This window comes from Domibacillus robiginosus (assembly GCF_000966195.1).
GTDB lineage: Bacteria > Bacillota > Bacilli > Bacillales > Domibacillaceae > Domibacillus > Domibacillus robiginosus.
In genome coordinates this window covers 148,133-166,822 of the sequence record NZ_LAHL01000003.1, presented here as the reverse complement: position 1 = coordinate 166,822, position 18,690 = coordinate 148,133, and the positions used below count along the sequence as shown (strand labels likewise).

17 protein-coding genes are annotated in these 18,690 nt (G+C 46.0%); 3 read left to right on the top strand and 14 right to left on the bottom strand.

Annotation, left to right across the window (positions count from 1 at the left end):
• Nucleotides 1-23 precede the first annotated feature (23 nt).
• The gene (locus VP97_RS01555) at nt 24-1,001 is read left to right on the top strand and encodes a M23 family metallopeptidase (RefSeq protein WP_050179891.1); all 978 of its coding nucleotides are present in this window, start codon (nt 24-26) and stop codon (nt 999-1,001) included.
• Between the two features lie 44 nt (nt 1,002-1,045).
• Here VP97_RS01555 and prfB read toward each other — a convergent pair.
• The 5 genes from prfB to fliS (VP97_RS01530) form a co-directional block, all read right to left on the bottom strand.
• Nucleotides 1,046-2,144 (bottom strand): peptide chain release factor 2 gene (prfB, locus tag VP97_RS01550; RefSeq protein ID WP_156153377.1). Its coding sequence is split into 2 segments (ribosomal slippage): nt 1,046-2,071 and nt 2,073-2,144, totalling 1,098 coding nucleotides; the frame shifts between segments, so codons are not numbered across the junction.
• A gap of 55 nt (nt 2,145-2,199) precedes the next feature.
• Nucleotides 2,200-4,713 (bottom strand): preprotein translocase subunit SecA, encoded by a 2,514-nt coding sequence (gene secA / locus VP97_RS01545; protein ID WP_050179889.1) that lies wholly within the window; start codon nt 4,711-4,713, stop codon nt 2,200-2,202.
• Nucleotides 4,714-4,808: 95 nt separating this feature from the next.
• Nucleotides 4,809-5,858, bottom strand: coding sequence for an SEC-C metal-binding domain-containing protein (locus VP97_RS01540; RefSeq protein ID WP_050179888.1), 1,050 nt, complete (start codon nt 5,856-5,858; stop codon nt 4,809-4,811).
• Between the two features lie 108 nt (nt 5,859-5,966).
• Nucleotides 5,967-6,518, bottom strand: a complete 552-nt coding sequence (gene hpf / locus VP97_RS01535; RefSeq protein WP_050179885.1) for a ribosome hibernation-promoting factor, HPF/YfiA family — start codon at nt 6,516-6,518, stop codon at nt 5,967-5,969.
• Nucleotides 6,519-6,621: 103 nt separating this feature from the next.
• Nucleotides 6,622-6,987: a flagellar export chaperone FliS gene (fliS, locus tag VP97_RS01530; protein ID WP_050179884.1), complete on the bottom strand. Its 366-nt coding sequence runs from the start codon at nt 6,985-6,987 to the stop codon at nt 6,622-6,624.
• Nucleotides 6,988-7,101: 114 nt separating this feature from the next.
• Here fliS (VP97_RS01530) and VP97_RS01525 point away from each other — a divergent pair, with 114 nt between their 5' ends.
• A complete protein-coding gene (locus VP97_RS01525; RefSeq protein WP_172656724.1) occupies nt 7,102-7,884 on the top strand; it encodes a flagellin in 783 nt (260 codons plus the stop codon).
• Nucleotides 7,885-7,914: 30 nt separating this feature from the next.
• On the opposite strand, the gene fliT is transcribed toward VP97_RS01525, so the two are convergent.
• The 4 genes from fliT to flaG are packed head-to-tail and all read right to left on the bottom strand — an operon-like array spanning nt 7,915 to nt 11,130.
• Nucleotides 7,915-8,259: a flagellar protein FliT gene (fliT, locus tag VP97_RS01520; protein WP_050179880.1), complete on the bottom strand. Its 345-nt coding sequence runs from the start codon at nt 8,257-8,259 to the stop codon at nt 7,915-7,917.
• A complete protein-coding gene (gene fliS / locus VP97_RS01515) occupies nt 8,259-8,663 on the bottom strand; it encodes a flagellar export chaperone FliS (RefSeq protein WP_050179878.1) in 405 nt (134 codons plus the stop codon). Before fliS (VP97_RS01515) ends, fliT begins: the two co-directional genes overlap by 1 nt.
• A 23-nt stretch (nt 8,664-8,686) precedes the next feature.
• On the bottom strand, nt 8,687-10,765 hold the full coding sequence (gene fliD, locus VP97_RS01510; RefSeq protein WP_050179876.1) for a flagellar filament capping protein FliD: 2,079 nt from the start codon (nt 10,763-10,765) through the stop codon (nt 8,687-8,689).
• 14 nt (nt 10,766-10,779) lie between these two features.
• Nucleotides 10,780-11,130: a flagellar protein FlaG gene (flaG, locus tag VP97_RS01505; RefSeq protein WP_050179874.1), complete on the bottom strand. Its 351-nt coding sequence runs from the start codon at nt 11,128-11,130 to the stop codon at nt 10,780-10,782.
• A gap of 170 nt (nt 11,131-11,300) precedes the next feature.
• Between flaG and VP97_RS01500 the strand changes: the two genes are divergently transcribed.
• Nucleotides 11,301-13,412, top strand: coding sequence for a choice-of-anchor I family protein (locus tag VP97_RS01500; protein ID WP_050179872.1), 2,112 nt, complete (start codon nt 11,301-11,303; stop codon nt 13,410-13,412).
• Between the two features lie 43 nt (nt 13,413-13,455).
• On the opposite strand, the gene VP97_RS01495 is transcribed toward VP97_RS01500, so the two are convergent.
• The 5 genes from VP97_RS01495 to recQ form a co-directional block, all read right to left on the bottom strand.
• Nucleotides 13,456-14,427, bottom strand: a complete 972-nt coding sequence (locus VP97_RS01495; protein ID WP_050179871.1) for a ring-cleaving dioxygenase — start codon at nt 14,425-14,427, stop codon at nt 13,456-13,458.
• A 14-nt stretch (nt 14,428-14,441) separates the two neighbouring features.
• On the bottom strand, nt 14,442-14,858 hold the full coding sequence (locus VP97_RS01490; protein WP_050179868.1) for a MarR family winged helix-turn-helix transcriptional regulator: 417 nt from the start codon (nt 14,856-14,858) through the stop codon (nt 14,442-14,444).
• A 74-nt stretch (nt 14,859-14,932) separates the two neighbouring features.
• Nucleotides 14,933-15,403 carry a TspO/MBR family protein gene (locus VP97_RS01485; RefSeq protein ID WP_050179867.1) on the bottom strand — a complete coding sequence of 157 codons (471 nt, stop codon included), beginning with the start codon at nt 15,401-15,403 and terminating at the stop codon, nt 14,933-14,935.
• 92 nt (nt 15,404-15,495) lie between these two features.
• Nucleotides 15,496-16,431 (bottom strand): RecB family exonuclease, encoded by a 936-nt coding sequence (locus tag VP97_RS01480; protein WP_050179864.1) that lies wholly within the window; start codon nt 16,429-16,431, stop codon nt 15,496-15,498.
• On the bottom strand, nt 16,424-18,550 hold the full coding sequence (gene recQ / locus VP97_RS01475) for a DNA helicase RecQ (protein WP_050179863.1): 2,127 nt from the start codon (nt 18,548-18,550) through the stop codon (nt 16,424-16,426). The genes VP97_RS01480 and recQ overlap by 8 nt, the downstream gene beginning before the upstream one ends.
• Nucleotides 18,551-18,690 lie beyond the last annotated feature (140 nt).

Genomic DNA, 18,690 nt, shown 5'->3' with positions numbered 1-18,690 from the left:
GTAAAGAAACGGAGGGGTATAAAATGTTAAACTGGAGCCGGCAGCTGACGGCATGCTTCTTTCTTTGTTTTTTGTGTGCGCTGCCCGTTTCGGCGGAGCAGCGGCAGGATGATCGAATGGCTTATTATCAGAAATGGGAACGAGCGACCCAGCTTCCCTGGTATTATTTAGCAGCCGTCGATCAATACGAGCGAAACATTCAAGAAGTCCGCAACGACCTTCCAGATCGAGATGGCATTATTCGTATTCATTTTTCGCGCAGTTTCTGGGCGGGCCGGCTCAATCCGATCAAAAAAACAACAACACCGGCTGTTATTTCTTTTTTTGGCGGACGCGGGCTTGATGGGAATAACGACGGCAAAGCCGATCCGGATAATCCGGATGATCTGTTGTATACAATGGCGCAGGTTTTAACCAAAAATGGCTACCGGGAATCAGATATAAAAAAATCTTTAAAGAATTATTATGAAAAAGAGGCGTCTGTTAAACAAATTATGACAATTGCCGCCCTGTACCGCCATTTTGATACGATTGAGCTGGATGGCCACGCCTTTCCGCTTCCGCTGGGTCATAATTACAGCTACCGAAGCACATGGGGAGACAAACGCGGATGGGGCGGCCGGCGCATGCATGAAGGAACCGATTTATTTGCTTCTTATGGTGTCCCGGTGCGGGCGACCACATACGGAATTATTGAAATAAAAGGATGGAACGAATACGGCGGCTGGCGGGTCGGTATTCGGGATGTTCATAACGTATATCATTACTTTGCGCATTTGTCCGGCTTTGAAAAAGGTGTAGAAGAGGGTATGATCGTAAAACCAGGCACGGTGGTCGGTTATGTCGGCAGCTCCGGCTACGGTAAAGCCGGTACATCCGGCAAGTTTCCACCTCACCTTCATTACGGTATGTACAAATACAATGGACGAATGGAGTGGGCATTTGACCCGTACCCGTCTCTTTCTCACTGGGAACAGGCAGAACGAGCGGAAAAGAAATAATGAAAAAACCACCGAACCAAATAGGTTCAGGTGGTTTGTTTGTTTTATAGGCGGGAGCGAAGATAAGCGTTAATAAAGGCATCCAAATCGCCGTCCATGACTGCCTGGATGTTTCCTGTTTCCTCACTTGTCCGGTGGTCTTTCACCATCGAATATGGGTGGAATACATAAGAACGGATCTGGCTTCCCCAGCCGATTTCTTTTTGTTCACCGCGAATTTCAGCAAGCTCTGCTTCCTGTTCTTCCAGGCGGCGCTGATACAACTTCCCTTTCAGCATTTTCATTGCATGCTCACGGTTTTTAATTTGCGAACGCTCGGTCTGGCACGTGACAACAACCCCTGTTGGAATGTGGGTAATCCGAACAGCGGAATCGGTTGTATTAATGTGCTGACCGCCGGCGCCGCTTGCCCGGTACGTGTCAATTTTCAAATCTTCAGTTCGGATTTCAATTTCAATTTCCTCATTGAATTCCGGCATTACTTCACATGATACGAAAGAAGTGTGGCGGCGTCCTGATGAATCAAACGGTGAAATCCGCACAAGGCGGTGAACGCCTTTTTCTGCCTTCAAATAGCCGTAAGCGTTATGACCTTTAATCAGCAGGGTAACACTTTTCACACCGGCTTCATCACCCGGCAGATAATCAATGGTTTCCACTTTAAAGCCGCGCTTCTCCGCCCAGCGGGTGTACATCCGGAGCAGCAGCGACGCCCAGTCCTGAGACTCCGTTCCACCGGCACCCGGGTGAAGCTCTAAAATGGCATTATTTTTATCATGCTGCTCGCTCAGCAAAAGCTGAAGCTCAAAATTGTCAAGGCGCGTTTGAAACTCTTTCGTTTCATTCGCAAGCTCTTCGTGCAAGTCTGCATCGTTCTCTTCTTTTAAAAGCTCATGCGTCATTTCAAGGTTTTCCTGCGTTTCCACTAAATCCTTGTATTCGTTCACAAGCTCTTTTAGCGCATTCGATTCGTTAATAACCGTTTGTGCGCCCTGCTGGTCATTCCAGAAATCAGGATCAAGCATGCGGTCTTCAAGCTCCGCCATTCGTGCCTCTTTGTTTTCTAAGTCAAAGAGACCCCCTGAAGTCCGCCAATTTTTCGGCTGAATTGTCAAGCGTGTTGCGAATTTCAAATAGTTCCATCTAGTCCACCTCTAAATTAATTTGATAAGGGAGCGGCAGGCGCGTTTTACGCCTGTTACTCCTGAAGTCCATGACAATTTTTATACTTTTTGCCGCTGCCGCATGGGCACAGTTCGTTGCGGCCGATTTCCGGCGCTTTGCGGAGCGGTTTTTTCTTTTTCGGTGCTTCTTCTTCTTTCGGGTTGACCGCCTGGCCTTTTGCGACTTCCTGACGCTCAAGGTTGCTGCGGATTTCCGCTTTCATAACATATTTGGATGCTTCTTCATTAATAGCGGCAACCATCTGTTCAAACATGGCAAAGCCTTCGTTTTGATACTCGCGAAGCGGATCGATTTGACCGTATGCACGAAGGTGAATACCCTGACGAAGCTGGTCCATCGCATCAATATGATTGATCCATTTTGAATCCACCGCACGAAGCAGTACGACTTTTTCAAATTCACGCATTTGCTCAGCGCCAAGCTGTTCCTCCCGCTCATTGTAACGCTCGGTTACTTTGTCGGAAATGATACGGCTGATCGTGTCAAGGTCCTGGCCGCGAAGCTCATCTGCTGACACGGCTCCTTCTTCAAGCAAATTGGCATTAATCGTGTCGGCGATGCCTTCTGCGTTATACGGTTCAGCCGATTCCTCGTCGTTGTTCGCATGTGCTGCGATCGTCGCCGCAATAGACTTGGTTACCATATCTTCTAAAATGCTGCGCAGGTTCTCTGCTTCGAGCACTTCGTCGCGCTGCTTATAAATGATTTCACGCTGCTGACGCAATACATCATCATATTCAAGAAGACGTTTCCGCGCATCAAAGTTATTGCCTTCTACGCGTTTTTGTGCAGACTCCACAGCACGTGACACCATTTTACTTTGAATCGGCTGCGTGTCATCCATACCAAGCTTCGCCATCATCGATTTCATATTGTCTGAACCGAAGCGGCGCATTAATTCATCTTCCATCGATAAATAAAACTGCGTCACACCAGGATCTCCCTGACGACCGGAACGTCCGCGAAGCTGATTGTCGATCCGGCGTGATTCGTGGCGCTCCGTTCCGATAACGGCCAGCCCGCCAATTTCCTTTACACCTTCACCAAGCTTAATGTCAGTTCCGCGCCCTGCCATGTTTGTCGCAATGGTGACAGCCCCCGGCTGACCAGCGTGTAAAATAATCTCCGCTTCACTTTCATGGTTTTTCGCATTCAGTACGCTGTGCGGAACGCCTTTTTTCTTTAAGTGGGCAGAAATCAGCTCGGATGTTTCGATCGCTACGGTCCCAACTAAAACAGGCTGTTTTTTCTGGTGGCGTTCATAAATGTCTTCTACAACCGCCATAAATTTGCCGTTCATTGTGGCATAAATTAAATCGGCCCGGTCATCACGAGCAATCGGGCGGTTGGTCGGAATCGCCACAACGCGCATATTGTAAATGTTGCGGAACTCTTCTTCCTCTGTTCTCGCCGTACCAGTCATGCCGGAAAGCTTTTCATACATCCGGAAAAAGTTCTGGAACGTAATCGTCGCCATCGTCATGCTTTCGTTTTGAATCTGGACACCTTCTTTTGCTTCAATCGCCTGATGAAGCCCGTCCGAATAGCGGCGTCCTTTCATAAGACGGCCGGTAAACTGGTCAACAATCACCACTTCGCCGTCCTGTACCACATAGTCCACGTCGCGGTGCATCGTGACACGTGCTTTTAGCGCCTGTGTAATATGGTGGTTTAAGCCTACATGCTTTAAATCGAACAAGTTTTCAATGCCGAATGCTTTTTCCGCTTTCGTCATCCCTTCCTCGGTTAACAGCACACTTTTCGTTTTAATATCAACCGTGAAGTCTTCTTCTTCTTTTAATGTACGCACAAATGAAAACGCGTGAATGTACAGCTGCGTCGACTTCGCTGCCTGTCCAGAAATAATCAGCGGCGTCCGCGCTTCATCAATTAAGATGGAGTCTACTTCATCGATGACCGCATAGTGAAGCGGACGCTGTACCTTGTGTTCTTTGTACAGCACCATATTGTCACGCAGGTAATCAAAGCCCAATTCATTGTTTGTTCCGTACGTAATGTCACACTCGTATGCTTCTTTTTTCTGTTCCTTTGACAGGCTGTTTAAATTCAAGCCAACCGTCAGGCCGAGAAACTCATACAGGCGGCCCATTTCTTCCGCATCACGAGACGCCAGATATTCATTGACGGTAATGACGTGGACTCCTTTGCCGGAAATGGCATTTAAATAAACGGGCATTGTCGCTGTCAGCGTTTTTCCCTCACCGGTTTTCATCTCGGCAATGTTACCATCGTGAAGAGCGGCTCCCCCCATGAGCTGTACACGGTACGGATAAAGCCCAAGCACACGCTTTGCTGCTTCCCGTACAACCGCGAACGCTTCCACAAGCAGCTCATCGAGTGACTCGCCTTTTTGGTAACGCTCTTTGAATTCGTTTGTTTTATCTCTTAACGCTGCATCCGAAAGCGCCGCTGTTTCATCCGCCAGCGCTTCCACTTTTACAGCTGTTTTTTCAAGCTTTTTTATCTCTTTTTTATTTGCATCAAATACTTTATTTAATAAACCCATTTTAAACGCTCCTTTTCAGGTTCAACAGGGCAAAACCTTCGCATTTTTCCTAGTTAATAGTACCACTTCTGAAGGTGAGCGTACACTCATATGGTTTATTTTTGTCCGCTTCCGGCCGCCTGCAGTTTTTCTTCCAGTACTGCTTCCATTTCTTTCTGACGTTTTGACAGCGTAGCGGCAGAAATCGCATAGCGGCCGGCAATTGCTGCTTTTGATTCCTTCCCATCCACAAGCCCGTGCGCCTGAAGAAGACCGATCATCGCAGCTGTAAATACTTCCGGCTTCCGGACTGCTGGATCTTCTTTCGAGCAATAATAATTCCACAGCAGCACAGCCATCTGCGCTACAGGCTGTCCATATTGTTCCTGCTCAAAAGAAGCTTCTATATGCTCGGCTGTTTCACGGTGCGATTCCTTTGACCACATCAGCGTCGTTAAATCGATGGCTGCATGCCCTTTTTCATATACTGCAAACAATGCATCCATAACACCGGCAAAATCATGCTTGAAAAAGTCCTGTGGATCCTCAAAAGAAGACTCCTTGTACATGCTTTGGATAGCGCTGGCCATTGCGTCGGCATGTGCTGCTTCAAAATGAAAATCGGTCATAAAAAATGTATAATCAGATTCGTGTGGCAGTAGTGCTCCTGTTACAAACGCCCCTGCAAGATCGACGCTTCGAAGCGCTCGAACTGAATAGATATCATCTGTTAAAATATCACGCACTTGATAGACCGGACCGTTACACGATTCAATCACACCGGCCATAAAGCGGTAATCTACCCATGAGGATACAATCTCCGCTGTGCGCTGACGCGAAATAGACGGAACACGGCGCTTCACGAATTTTGTTAAAATCGTTTCATTTTCTTTAATTGTCCGCGTTAAAATGGCCCAGATTTCAAAGGTTACTAAAAAAACCTGCTCATTTTGACGCAGTGTTTCGTTGGCTTTAAGCAGCGGCTGAAATTCTTTTTTCAGCATAGCCGAATGGTTTTCCATCGCGTAATCAATCAATTCCCGCTGAATCGAACTTGCTTCTTCCGCCAGAACAGCTACAATTGCCGCTCCTTCTGTTTTTCCACAGCATTTTTTATATTTTTTTCCGCTGCCGCACAGGCACGGATCATTTCGTCCAATTGACATCTCTTTTTTTCCTCCTCGTGCAAAGTCACGCTCTTTATCATATCATGAATTGCAGACACAAAAAAGAAGCCCGCGAGAATCACAGGCTTCTTGTTCGTCAGAAAAGCATTAGTTTGTTTCAATTAAGCCATATTTGCCGTCGCTTCGTTTATATACGATGTTTGTGCCGTCTGTTTCAGCATCGGTGTAAATAAAGAAGTTATGGCCCAGTAGATTCATTTGAAGAACGGCTTCTTCTGAATCCATCGGCTTCAAGTCAAATTGTTTCGTCCGGACGACCTGCAGATCGTCGTTTTCTTCCTCAATAACCGCGTTATCAGCTTGTACCGCGAAATAATCCTGCGGCTCGCCTTTTTCACGGAACTTGCGATTGACTTTTGTTTTATGCTTACGGATTTGGCGCTCTAGTTTATCAGTAATCAAATCAATGGCTGCGTATAGATCCTGATTCCGTTCCTCTGCGCGAAGAACAAGATTTTTCATCGGAATCGTTACTTCTACTTTTGCGTTTGTGTTATTGTACGTTTTTAAGTTCACGTGCACATTCGCATTAGGAGTTTCGGTGAAATAGCGCTCAAGCTTGCTGATCTTTTTTTCTACATAGTCACGAATAGCCGGAGTCACTTCAATATTTTCACCGCGAATGTTATAGTTCATCATGCTAGAACTCCTCCTTCAACTAATTGCTATAACTTTATATTCTTTATCTACCCTCCAAAATCCTTCTTAATCCACAAAAAAATTTGTCGAATTTTCAAAAAACTTATTTCTTCTGAGTTTCTTTCCATGCGTTTATTAATGAAATGATGATTTCCTCTGCTTCTACGAGACTGTCCATATTTTTTTGAACGTTTGCTTGAAGAAGCAAATGGTACACATGCCAATAAACCGCTGCTGTTATCTGGCCTTCTTTCACTTCCTCATTAAAATAAGGAATGATTTCACCAATACACTGCTGTGCTTTTTTTAATTGATCATTACGCTGAAAATGGCCTGCCTCTTTCCAGGTACTTTTTGCTTTTTTAGTACATTTCAATGCTTCCTGCAGGAGAAGCACGGCGATTTCTTTAGGAGAAGCTGTTGTAATAGAAGTATGCGTGTAGGCCTTTGATGCTTTTTTTCGATTCATTTTTTCACTTCCTTTCAATTTTTTCAAACTTTGTTAAAAAACTGCGCCTTTTGACCGATAAGAATTATATTAATGGAAAATAACAAAAGGGTGAAGAAAATGAGATTGCAAAGCATGACCTATTCAAAATCTCTTTATGAGAAAAATAACCTTCAATCAAAGAAATCCCTCGAAAAAATTTCTAGCGGTTCACAGGTAAGCAAAGCCAGTCAGAATCCAACTGGTCTTGTGATGACAGAGACAATGAAAGCCCAGGTACGGGGTCTTGAACGGGGCCAGCGGAATATGCAGGACGGCCTGTCTCTTTTAAGTGCCGCAGATGAAGGATTAAACCATGTAACCAAACAGCTTCACCGTGGATACGAGCTTTCTGTCATGAGCGCCAATGATACGCTGGCAGACGAAGACCGGAAAGCAGCTCAAATGGAATTAGATGAAATTCTTGATACCATTGACGACACCGCCAATTACCTTGAATTTAACACGATCAACTTGTTTGGCAGTGACAGGAATATTCAAATCGCCGGCAGCCATTCTGGTAAAACGATGACAATTCAGCTTCAAACAATGAACGTGGATGCTCTTGGATTAACAAATGCAAAGCTTGATCCATTCGAAGAAGCGAAAAAGCTGTTTCCGAAAATCCAAAAAGCAACGACACTCGTAACAGGTGAACTCACCAGAATCGGCAGCTATTATGAATCTCTCGAACATGAATTATCCAATTCAAGCGTATTGGAGGACAACTTAAAAAAAGGAATGTCGCTGATCGGTGATACAGATATATCGAAAGAGGTTATTCAGCTCGCTCTAACAAACATTCGCCAGCAGGCGGATCACATCTTAATTGGTGATACAAGTGAACTGGCCAAAGGCGTTCTGGCTATCTTCAAATAAAAAATCCGGGCTTAGTGAGCCACGGATTTTTTAATTACGCTTATCGTAGAAAACACCATCTGTTTGCAGTGCTTCATATGGATTTGCATATTTGCCCATCGTCTGCTTTTTTACCTTTACCTCATGTAAGTCCTCCCTTACAGCCCGGCTCAGCTTTTGCAGGTGGGCTTCAATTTCCTGGTTCATTAAATTGATCTCGCGCCCAAGCTTTTGTTCTTCTTCTGTAAAAGGGGGCTGGATGTTTGGGAGAATGTCCCCGCGCTGATCAAGCAGTTCCTCGACTCCTTCAATTTGACTGTCACGATTATCGTCGGCTGCTTGAAGCAAATCCAGCAGCCGTTTCGTCATTTTGTGACAGTCATGAACCGGCGTCATTACACACGCCCGCCCGCACCCACTTGCTGCATGCGGCGGTTTTCCTGAATAACCTGCTTCCATGTGTCTCGGAATTCAACAACAAAGCCTTCTACTTCTTTTAACATAGCTGGGTCATTTTTAATGTTTGCTTCAACAAGACGTTCATGAAGAAACTCATAAAGAGCGAGCATATTTTTACCAAGGTCCGTATCTGTTTTAAGTGTAATGCTCAGCTCGCGGATAATCGCCTGTGCTTTTTGTACATTTACATTTTTTTGTTCAATATTGTTTTCCTTCATTGCGCGTTCAGCCAAATGAATAAATTTAAGGCATCCATTATATAGCATCAATGTTAATTCACCAGGTGACGCAGTATTAACCGAGTTATTTGCATATGCCTGATGCGGGTTATTTATTGCCATTAGAAGGTCACTCCTTTTTTATATTACATACTAAATTGCTGCATTAGATAAGACGACTGTGAATTTGCTTGCTGCATTGCTTTTTCCATGGCCGTGAATTGTTTCCAATAGCGGTCTTCTACTTGCGTTAGGCGGTCTTCGAACCGGTCGATGCTGCTGTCGATTGTGGAAAGCTGGCGGCCAAGGGTAAATTGCTGGCTTGTTGAAAATGAGTTGCCGGCACGCTCTTTCAGCTTATCCATTGCTCCATTTACGGTGTCATATAGTCTATGAATAATTCCTTTTTCTCCGATTGCACTTGAATCGCTGCCGCCTCTAAAAAGAGCTTCAACCGCATTTGGATTTGTATTGATGGCTTCTCTTAACTTTGCTTCATTAATTTCAAGCTTACCGCCTTCTAAGTAATTCGCTGTAGTGGTAATCCCGATAGAAGCCAGCTGCCGGTACATCGCATTTGTTTCACTGTTTGACACTGGCTGCGAGAAGTTGCTGCGCATGGAATTTAAAACCCCGGTCAGAAGAGGGTCACGGCGAAGCAGGCCGCTTTTCGCTTTTTCTTCCCACTGCTCCTGCTGCTTGTCTGAAAGCTGCTCGCGCTGTTCATCCGTTAGTGGTGTGTACGTACGATAGCGTTCTTCTGACGTTTTCTTGCTGATGGCACCGATTAGCGTATTGTATTTATCGACAAAGCCTTTGATATTGTCGTAAATGTCATTTGAGTTTTTCGAAACAGATAGATTAACTGGATCTGTAAATTTTGATTTTAACGTAATAGATACGCCACTCATCTCGAATGTATTGGACTGTCTTTGTGTTTCAAGTCCATTAATTGTGAAGATGGCATTATCTCCGCCCTTTTCTTCTGCCTCACCAAGATAAAGTACTCCTGTGTCGAAAGATCCTTTAATAGACATTTCTTTTCCGTCATTAGTTGTATGATAATTCCCTGTTTCTTTCCTTGTGATTGACATCATATCCTTGTATGAATCGTAAATGAGGGAAACACCAGCATTTGATAAGTTTACTTTATTGATTACTTGATTCATTGTCTCCGAAGACTGAATTAAAAAATTCTCCGTAACTCCAGTTGTTGAATTGGCTGATGTATAAGAAGTAATCGATAAATCCGCATAATTCTGCTTAAATTCAGCTGTTATACTAGTATCCTTTGAAATAGGACTCCCTTTGAATGTCACCAGCCCTGTAGTGAGATTAACTGTACCTTTATCGCCTTCGAGTTGGGCGATTCGTTGTCCATTGCTGTTAGTAGTCACATCAACACTTGAATCAATTAAGTATTCACTACTGCCTGATATCAGCTTAAAGCCTTCCTTGTTAATTTCTTGTCGATCAAGTTGAAATGTAGATGCGTCTGCCGTTAAGGTTGTCTTTTGAACACGCTTATCTGTGATATACTCTACTTTTACGGAAGCACCCTTAGCAATATCAGAGCCAAACGTAAGTGTTCCTGCCTCAGAAATTGTAACTTGATCTGGAGCAGTTGGAGCACCTGATACAACCTTATAGCTTGTCCCATTTACTTTAACTGACATTTTCTCAAGTTCCAATTTCCCTTCAGCATCTGTTCCTATTTTAACTTTTTCGTCTCCAGTTAGGACCAGCGAAATTTCTTTATCTCCATCCCCTGTTAATGTCTGACTTGCTACTGCACCTGTAGACCATTTCAGGCCAGTCAACGAGCTCGTCTTTTGCGATTCTAATGTCTTAGAAGGATCAAGTTTTGTCGCCCCTGATGTCACTGCAGCCTTACCAACTCGGTATGCAGCTGACGCTATTTGGGTTACATTGGAAATTGAGTAAGATGTCTGTGCCGCTGAAGTGGCTGCTGTAGCCGTTACTTTCGAGTCATCGGATGTTGTCACCGAACTTGACCGATACTTAGATGTCAGTTTCATTTGTGTGAGTTCCGTCCGGAAATCAAGCAATAATGTATTCATAGAACGGTAATCATCACGCTGCCACTCCAGCGTCTGTTTTTTCTGCTTCATTTTATCAAGCGGTATCCGCTCTGCGTTCATTAATTCTTTAATAATAGACTCAGTGTCCATGCCACTGGCCATTCCGCCTACGCGAAGCGCCATAGTCGTTGTCCTCCCTACGCTTTTTTATCGACGAATAAGCCGATAAATTCGGTCATTGCTGCATACATATCCAATATTTTTTTGGATGGAATTTCTTTAATAATTTCTTCTGAGTTGTTGTCCACGATCACTGCGTAATATTCCTCCAGTTCATCGTGGTATTCAAATTGGACGTGCGTCTGGGTCGGCTGCAAAAACGTATTGACCTGATCCGCAAACTTTTGCAGCTCCTCCTCTTTTAATGGAACGCGCTGCTCAGCCGCTTCTGCTGCAGGCTTTTGCTCTGCTTCTGCCGCTTTCACTTCGTTTGCTTCAACTGATCTGGCGATTGCCGGTATGGCGCTCTCTCCTATACGATCAACCATCGTTTTGCCCCCTTTATGCACATTTTCTTTCTTTTATATCGGCACGTTCTTTCTTTTGTTAAACAAAATTTGGACAATTCGTCTGATTTTACAAAACGTTTACATGGCGTTCATACCACGACTATATAAGCCTGCTACGATAAAAAGAAAAAGCGAGTGAGGAAATTTTGGTGAAAAATTGGATCAAGTGGACGGCTTCTGCCGTATTAACGGCTTCATTGCTTACACCTGCAGCGACAGAAGCAGCGTTTAAAAATGAGCTTAGTGTAAAGAAAATAGCTTCTTATACATCCGGGGCAGCCGATGAAGACGGCGGTGTAGCGGAAATTGTAAAATACCATGCCGGCAAAAATACGTTTTACGTGATTAACGGAAAAAATCAAAAAATTGATATCGTGTCTCTTCAAAAAGGAGAAATGAAAAAGCAAAAAGAAATTAATGTGCCGGAGCTTGTGAATTCCTCTTCTTTTACGTACGGAGATGTGACCAGTATTTCTATTAATGAAAATTACGTTGCAGCGGCTGTGCAGCATAAAGACTACGCAAAAAACGGGAAAATTATTGTGATGGATTTAGACGGCAAGCTTTTACATACGTACGAAGCAGGTGTACAGCCTGATATGGTTACCTTTACTGAAGACGGCCGGTTCATTTTGAGCGCGAATGAAGGAGAGCCGCGTATGGGTGTTGAAAACGGGACGGATCCGGCTGGTTCGGTCACCATTGTTGAAACAGCAAGCGACTCGGTTACACAGGTTCCGTTTACGGACCAATCCGTTATTGCAGATGATGTTCACATTCGCGCAGGATCTGCCGCAACCGACCTGGAACCGGAGTATATTGCGCTTTCAGCTGACGGCTCTACTGCTTACGTGACACTGCAAGAAAACAATGCAATCGCTGCGGTTGATGTGAAAGCAGGCGAAGTTCAGTCTGTTCGTTCCCTTGGCTACAAAGACCATTCCAAAGCAGAAAATGCACTGGACGCAAAACGAGATGGAAGAATCGAGATTGAACCACTGCCGGTTCTTGGCGCCTATATGCCTGATGCCATCTCCGCCATTACCGTAAATGGAGAAGATTATTTACTAACGGCCAATGAAGGAGACGCGACAGAATGGGAGGAGTTTGTGAATATCGCAGACTTTGGCGACTGGAAAGAAAACCTGCCGGACAGCTCGATGAAAGGAACAGACGCCTACGATAAGCTGGAGGTGCTGACAGATCGCGGAACGGATGCTGTTTATACGCTTGGCGGACGTTCATTCTCCATCTGGAAAGCGTCTACGATGGAGCAGGTATTTGACAGCGGCAGTGATTTTGAAACGATTACAGCAGAGCGCCTGCCAGAGTATTTTAACTGGTCTAACGATGACGATGAACTGGATAAGCGCAGTGCCAAAAAAGGGCCGGAGCCAGAAGAAATTAAAACCGGCATTGTAGATGGCAAACTTGTAGCAATGATCGGGCTTGAGCGTATCGGTGGTGTGATGACCTATGATATTTCCAATCCGGAAAATCCAGTTTTTCTCAATTACACGAATACCCGTGATTTCAGTGACAAAATCGCCGGTGATGTGGCGCCGGAAGGATTTGATTTTATCCCTGCAGAAAAAAGCCCGACCAAAAAACCGGTTTTACTGATCGGCAATGAAGTAAGCGGTACGGTATCCGCCCTTCAATACAACGGTGCGGCTTCGATTGGAAAAAGCAGCTATATTCATGGATTCACGGACGGCACATTTCGGCCGGATCAGCCGGTCACACGCGGTGAATTGACTGCTTTTTTAGCTGGTAATCTTGGTGTTGCCGGTTCAGGCTCCCCATTTAAGGATGTTCCAGCTGGAAGCCGTTTTGCAGATTCGATTGCGGCCGTGTCAGAAGCAGGACTGATCAGCGGCAAATCAAACGGCACATTCGGCCCGGCAGAACCGCTGACACGCGCCCAGTTTGCGGCTATTGCCAGCCGTTATATGGATTCGGTTTGCGACGATGCCGCTTTTGCTTCTTACTGTGCGGCTAAACCAGCAGCTGCTGCTTATCCGGATGTTGCAGACAATCATTGGGCAGCAGAAACTATTCGGGCTGTTTCTTCGGCTGGACTAATGAGCGGATACAGCAATGGTGAATTTCGCCCTGATCAAACGGTCACACGCGCAGAAGCAGTAAAAGTGCTGCATCAGCTGTTTAACCGGGAAGCATCAGATCAAAATACGGCTTCCTTTAGCGATGTCCCCGCTAATCACTGGGCATTTCAGGAAATTGAATCGGCCGTAAAATAAAAAAACAAGCTCTCTTCTTAAACGAAGAGAGCTTGTTTTTTCATTATAACCTGGTTGGCAGCGGCTTTAAGCGCGCTTCAATCTGCTCACGCTCCGGCTCCAGAAATGGCGGCAGAGCCAGCGATTCGCCAAGGTGCTCCAAGTCTTCATCCGTATCAAAACCCGGCCCGTCTGTCGCCACTTCAAACAAAATACGGTTTGCTTCACGGAAGTAAAGCGATTTAAAGTAAAAGCGGTCTACAAACCCCGAGTTGCCAATACGGGCTTCTCGAAGATGGTCAATCCACTGCCGCAGTTCATCTTCATCTTCCACCCGGAAAGCCACATGGTGGACACCACCGCGTCCCGGACGCTCCGGCGGAAGATCATTTCGCTCTTCTACGTGTACCTCCGCGCCCGTGCCGCCTTCTCCCGTCTCAAATACAATGACCTCCGGCTGTCCTTCTACAGGCGACGGATAACGGTTCACTTCACGAAAGCCCATCAGTTCGGTTAGTGTCCTGGCAGTCGGTTCTGCAGAAGGTACCGTTAAATGAACCGGTCCGAGTCCAATAACGCCAACCTCGGCGGGTACTGCACTTTTTTCCCACGGCTTGCCGCCTGCAACACCATCGTTCCCTTCATCTGACACAAGGAAAAAGCGCTGGCCTTCAAAATCCTGAAACGGCAATGCTTTTCGTCCGCCCTGGTCGATCACGTCCTGGTGCGCCACACCAAATTCGTCAAATCGGTTTTGCCAGTAAACGAGTGCCGCATCGTTCGGCACACGAAGCGATAATCCTGAAATAGAATTGTTTCCATTGTGATTGGGTGCAGCCATCGAAATTTCAAAAAACGTCAGCTCTGTTCCGGGATTTCCTTTTTCATCTCCATAAAACAAGTGATACATCGATGTCGCATCCTGGTTCACTGTTTTTTTAATCAAACGCATCCCCATCACTTCTGTGTAAAACGTGACATTTTTGGCTGCATTGGCGGTAATGGCTGATACGTGATGAATCCCTTTGAATTGCATTATAATCCTCCCTTTTAAGACTGCATTTTTTTCAGCAGCGCGAGCAGCTGTTTTTTTTCTTCTATTGAAAGCCTGCCAAACTGATCGGCTTGAAACTGTTCCTGTACGGGCAGTACTTCATTTAAAAGTGTTCTGCCCGATTGGGTCAATGTAATATATTTTGTTTTCCACTCCCGCTCCCGCTCAATCCAGCCCCGTGCTTCCATTTTCGAAAGCATATGCGTTACGTTGCCTTTTGTGACGAGCAGCTTTTCGGCTAAATCCTGCTGGCAGATACGGCCGCCCGCTCCGATTTGAGCCAGGGCGTCAAATTGAGCAACAGACAATCCCCATTTCTTTAAATGCTGATTAGATCTGCGGATACTTTCATTGTAAAAGCGTGACAGCCGAAACCAGGCTAGAATACTGATCATTCGCTCCCGTTTTTGCATCCGGCTCACTTCCCTTCCATTGCTTTTTCAGTTTAATGTTAAACTGATATTTATTCAACGAAAAAGCTCACCCTTTACGAATGAGCTCTGTTTAAAGACCAGATCGAATAGTTTAATCCAAGCGCAAACGTGACCCAGGCAGCATAAGGCACCATCAAAGTACCGGCTGCTATATCCGCCTGATAAAATTCATACGTTGTCCACGTAATAGCTCCGAGCATCAGCGCTATTTCTGCAAAAGCGGTTCCGCGCAGCCCCCATCGGAAAAATAAAAACGACCATAAAAAGTTCAATCCCAGCTGGATATTGTAAGGAATCGCGGTTTTCGGCTCCCGTATTGATGCGCGGTACTTGGCAATGCCCATTACCGTGTAAAGACCTGTCCAAACCACGGGAAATACCCAGCCTGGCGGTGAAAAGGACGGCTTTTTTAACTGGCGATAGTCTTCTTTCGTGTTTTGATTGGCAATTGCACCGACAATCGATCCGCCGACGACCGGCAGCAGTACACTGGAGGCCAGCTTTTTTCCATTCAAGACCTTCATTTAAAAAACTCCTTCGTTTCGTTTTTATACGACCGTATCTCTTTCTAGCTACTTTTACCGTTCTGCCCTTTTTTAAAACAAAAAGCACCGTCCTAGGACGGTGCAAGGCAAATCTCTTTATAATTGCAGGTATGGCAGCGCTGCTCGTACGAGGTTCGCGGGAAGTCATCAAGTTCAGCTGGTTCATTTGAAAGAATATCAAGCTGATAGCGACGCATCATATGAACGCTTTGCTTCATTTTCTCCAGCATAAGCGCAATATCCGCTTCACGCAGTGTGTATGTCCTTTGGACACCCGTCAACACATATTCATTCCGGATTTGAATTTCTTCTACACGTGCGCCGTATTTTTGCATCAAGTAATACGCGTACAGTGCCAGCTGGCTCCGGTCATCCTCTGCTTCTTTGCCCGTTTTCCAGTCAACAATGACCCATTTATTCGTTTCCAAATCACGGTATAAAAGATCCATTACAACGAAAATCTTTACGCCGTCAACGGTCATAAAGCGGAATTCCTCGGCCTGTTGAAACTGCATTGTCTGCGGACGATCAGTGATGTCGCGGAATGAACCGCTGGCTAAAAAGTGTTTAAATACAATGGACAGGCGCCGCCTGTATTCTTCTGCTTCCATCCGGTTGAGCTCGCCTTCGTAGTACATATCGTACAGCATATGAAAGCGGGCCGGCTTTTGCATCCACTGCTGCTTCCGGTCACGCGAGTCCAGGTACGCCCGGTTCAGCATATCCCTTGCCGCTGCTGTAAGCTCTGCTTCTGTCATGACATAACCGTGCTGAAGAAAAGTACGCAATGCTTTTTCTGCCAGCTCATGCACAATTTGCCCGAACGCAATCGGCACGTTTTTCAGCTTTTTCAGCCGGTACACATGCTTGACGGCTTCGTCTGCGTCATACAGCCAGCCGTTATGGCCGGCATAATAATCATAGGCGTATTTTCTGGCACACGTCATCAAGGTTTTGTGACGTGAAAACGACCAGGAAAACTCGGGAAACTCCTTTACCTCAAACATGGTTCCGTCTCCGCATTTCAAGATACACTTTGATCATGCCATACGTAATCTCTTCCGGCACATGTTCTTTAATGGGCTTTAAGCGGTCTGCGCCCGCTTCCTCAACAGCCCGCTGGAGCGCTTCATGGTACTGGGCCGGCACAAGCAGATCAAGATTCACATCCAGTCCTTCTTCCATGCATTGAATCAAATGATTTTCCACGGTGCCAACCGTCAGCTCCCGCTCCGCCGCGATTGCTTCAGCCGTCAGTCCTTTTTGGTGAAGCTCAAGTGTATCCAAATAGGAATTCACCGATTTCTTTTTCGGGATTACCGCGACAGGCTCTGCGGCAATTCCCTTTTGCCGCTCTGGATGTTCCTCCGTGTACGCTTTGATTTCGGCTAAAAAGGCAGCTCCGTATTTTGCCATTTTACTTTCCCCTACACCGCTGACAGAAAGAAAATCTTCTTCGTCCATCGGCAGCTTGGCACACATATCGTGCAATGTATTATCCGAAAAAATCACGAATGGCGGTACGCCCGCCGCCTCCGCCATTTCTTTGCGCAGCGCGCGAAGCACATCGAACAGCGGATCGTCTGTGGCGATTTTTTTCGTCCGCACTGCTTCCTTGCGCATAACCGGCTGTTTTCCCAGCAGCACGTCGCGTCCCTGCTCCGTTACAAAAATGGTCGGATACTGCTTTTGCTCAACGCCGATCAGCTCCTGCGAAATCAAAAATTCAATAAAGTTTGTTACATCTTTCACGCTTTGCTGTTTTAAAATGCCATAGGTAGATAAGCTGTCAAAGCCGAATTCGATTAACTTTTTATTCCGTGATCCCGTCAGCACCTGTGCGGTCATCGCTTTGCCGAATCGCTGCCCCATCCGAATCACGCAGGAAAGCACCATTTGTGCTTCTTTCGTCACATCTACACTGCTGCGTGAATCGGTGCAGTTACCGCAGCGGCCGCATGGTCTGGCAGTCGGATCGCCGAAATACGCCACAATAAATTGCTGCAGGCATTTTTCCGTATGGCAGTAATCTACCATTCCCTGCAGCTTTTCAAGCTCCTGCGGAATGCGGTCACGCTCGAGTGACTGGTCAATTAAAAAGCGCTGCGTCTGTACGTCCTGTGACGAATACAGAACGATGCATTCACTATCCAATCCATCACGCCCCGCACGGCCTGCTTCCTGATAATAGCTTTCCATGTTTTTCGGCAGCTGATAGTGAATCACGTACCGAATGTTTGATTTATCAATCCCCATGCCAAATGCGTTTGTTGCCACCATAACGGTCGCTTCATCCGCCAAAAATCGGTCCTGCTCCCGTTCTCGTTCCATGTCGCTCATTCCGCCGTGATAGCGGGCGACGGATATGCCGGCTCGCTGCAGGCGTTCATGCAGCCCATCAACTGTTTTACGGGTCGCCGCATAAATAATGCCGGATTCCTTTTCATTTTTCTTTAAATAGTCTTTTAAAAAACCATTCCGGTCCTGTCCCTGAATAACAGAAAACGATAAATTTTTCCGTTCAAATCCCGTTATGACTGTATTTGACTCTTCGATCGAAAGAAGCCGGCAAATATCCTCGCGCACGTGCGGCGTTGCTGTAGCGGTCAGCGCCAATACAACAGGATCATTTGGAAACAGCTCAGTTATTCGCTGAATGTGGCGGTAGCTCGGCCGGAAGTCATGCCCCCACTGGGAAATACAGTGTGCTTCATCAACCGCAATAAGCGGTACTGTCAGCTCTTTTAAATCTTCTATAAAAGAAAACGACTCAAGCCGCTCCGGGGCGATATAAAGAAGCTTATATTCTCCGTTTCGCGCCCCTCTGATCGTTTCATATATATCTGCGCCCGTCATCGTGCTGTTAATGTACGCTGCCGGGATGCCAGCCGCAAGCAGTGCGTCCACCTGGTCCTTCATTAATGAAATAAGCGGTGAAACAACAATCGTTGTTCCTTCCAATACAAGCGCCGGAATCTGGTAGCAAATCGACTTCCCTCCGCCTGTCGGCATCACACAAATCGTATTCTCGCCGCCGAGCACATTGGAGATTGCCTGCTCCTGGCCCGTCCGGAACGAATCATAGCCGAAATGCGACTGCAAAAAGCTGCGTGCCTCTTCCAGCATGCAAACACCTCTTTGTTTTTTCTTTTATTTTAGCACATATGCTCGAGAAACAAAGAAGCCTATCCGCTTTATTGTCACTCGCCAACAATAAAGCGCTTACATTTTTGGTTTTACTGAACATTGTTCCAAAAACGAAACCC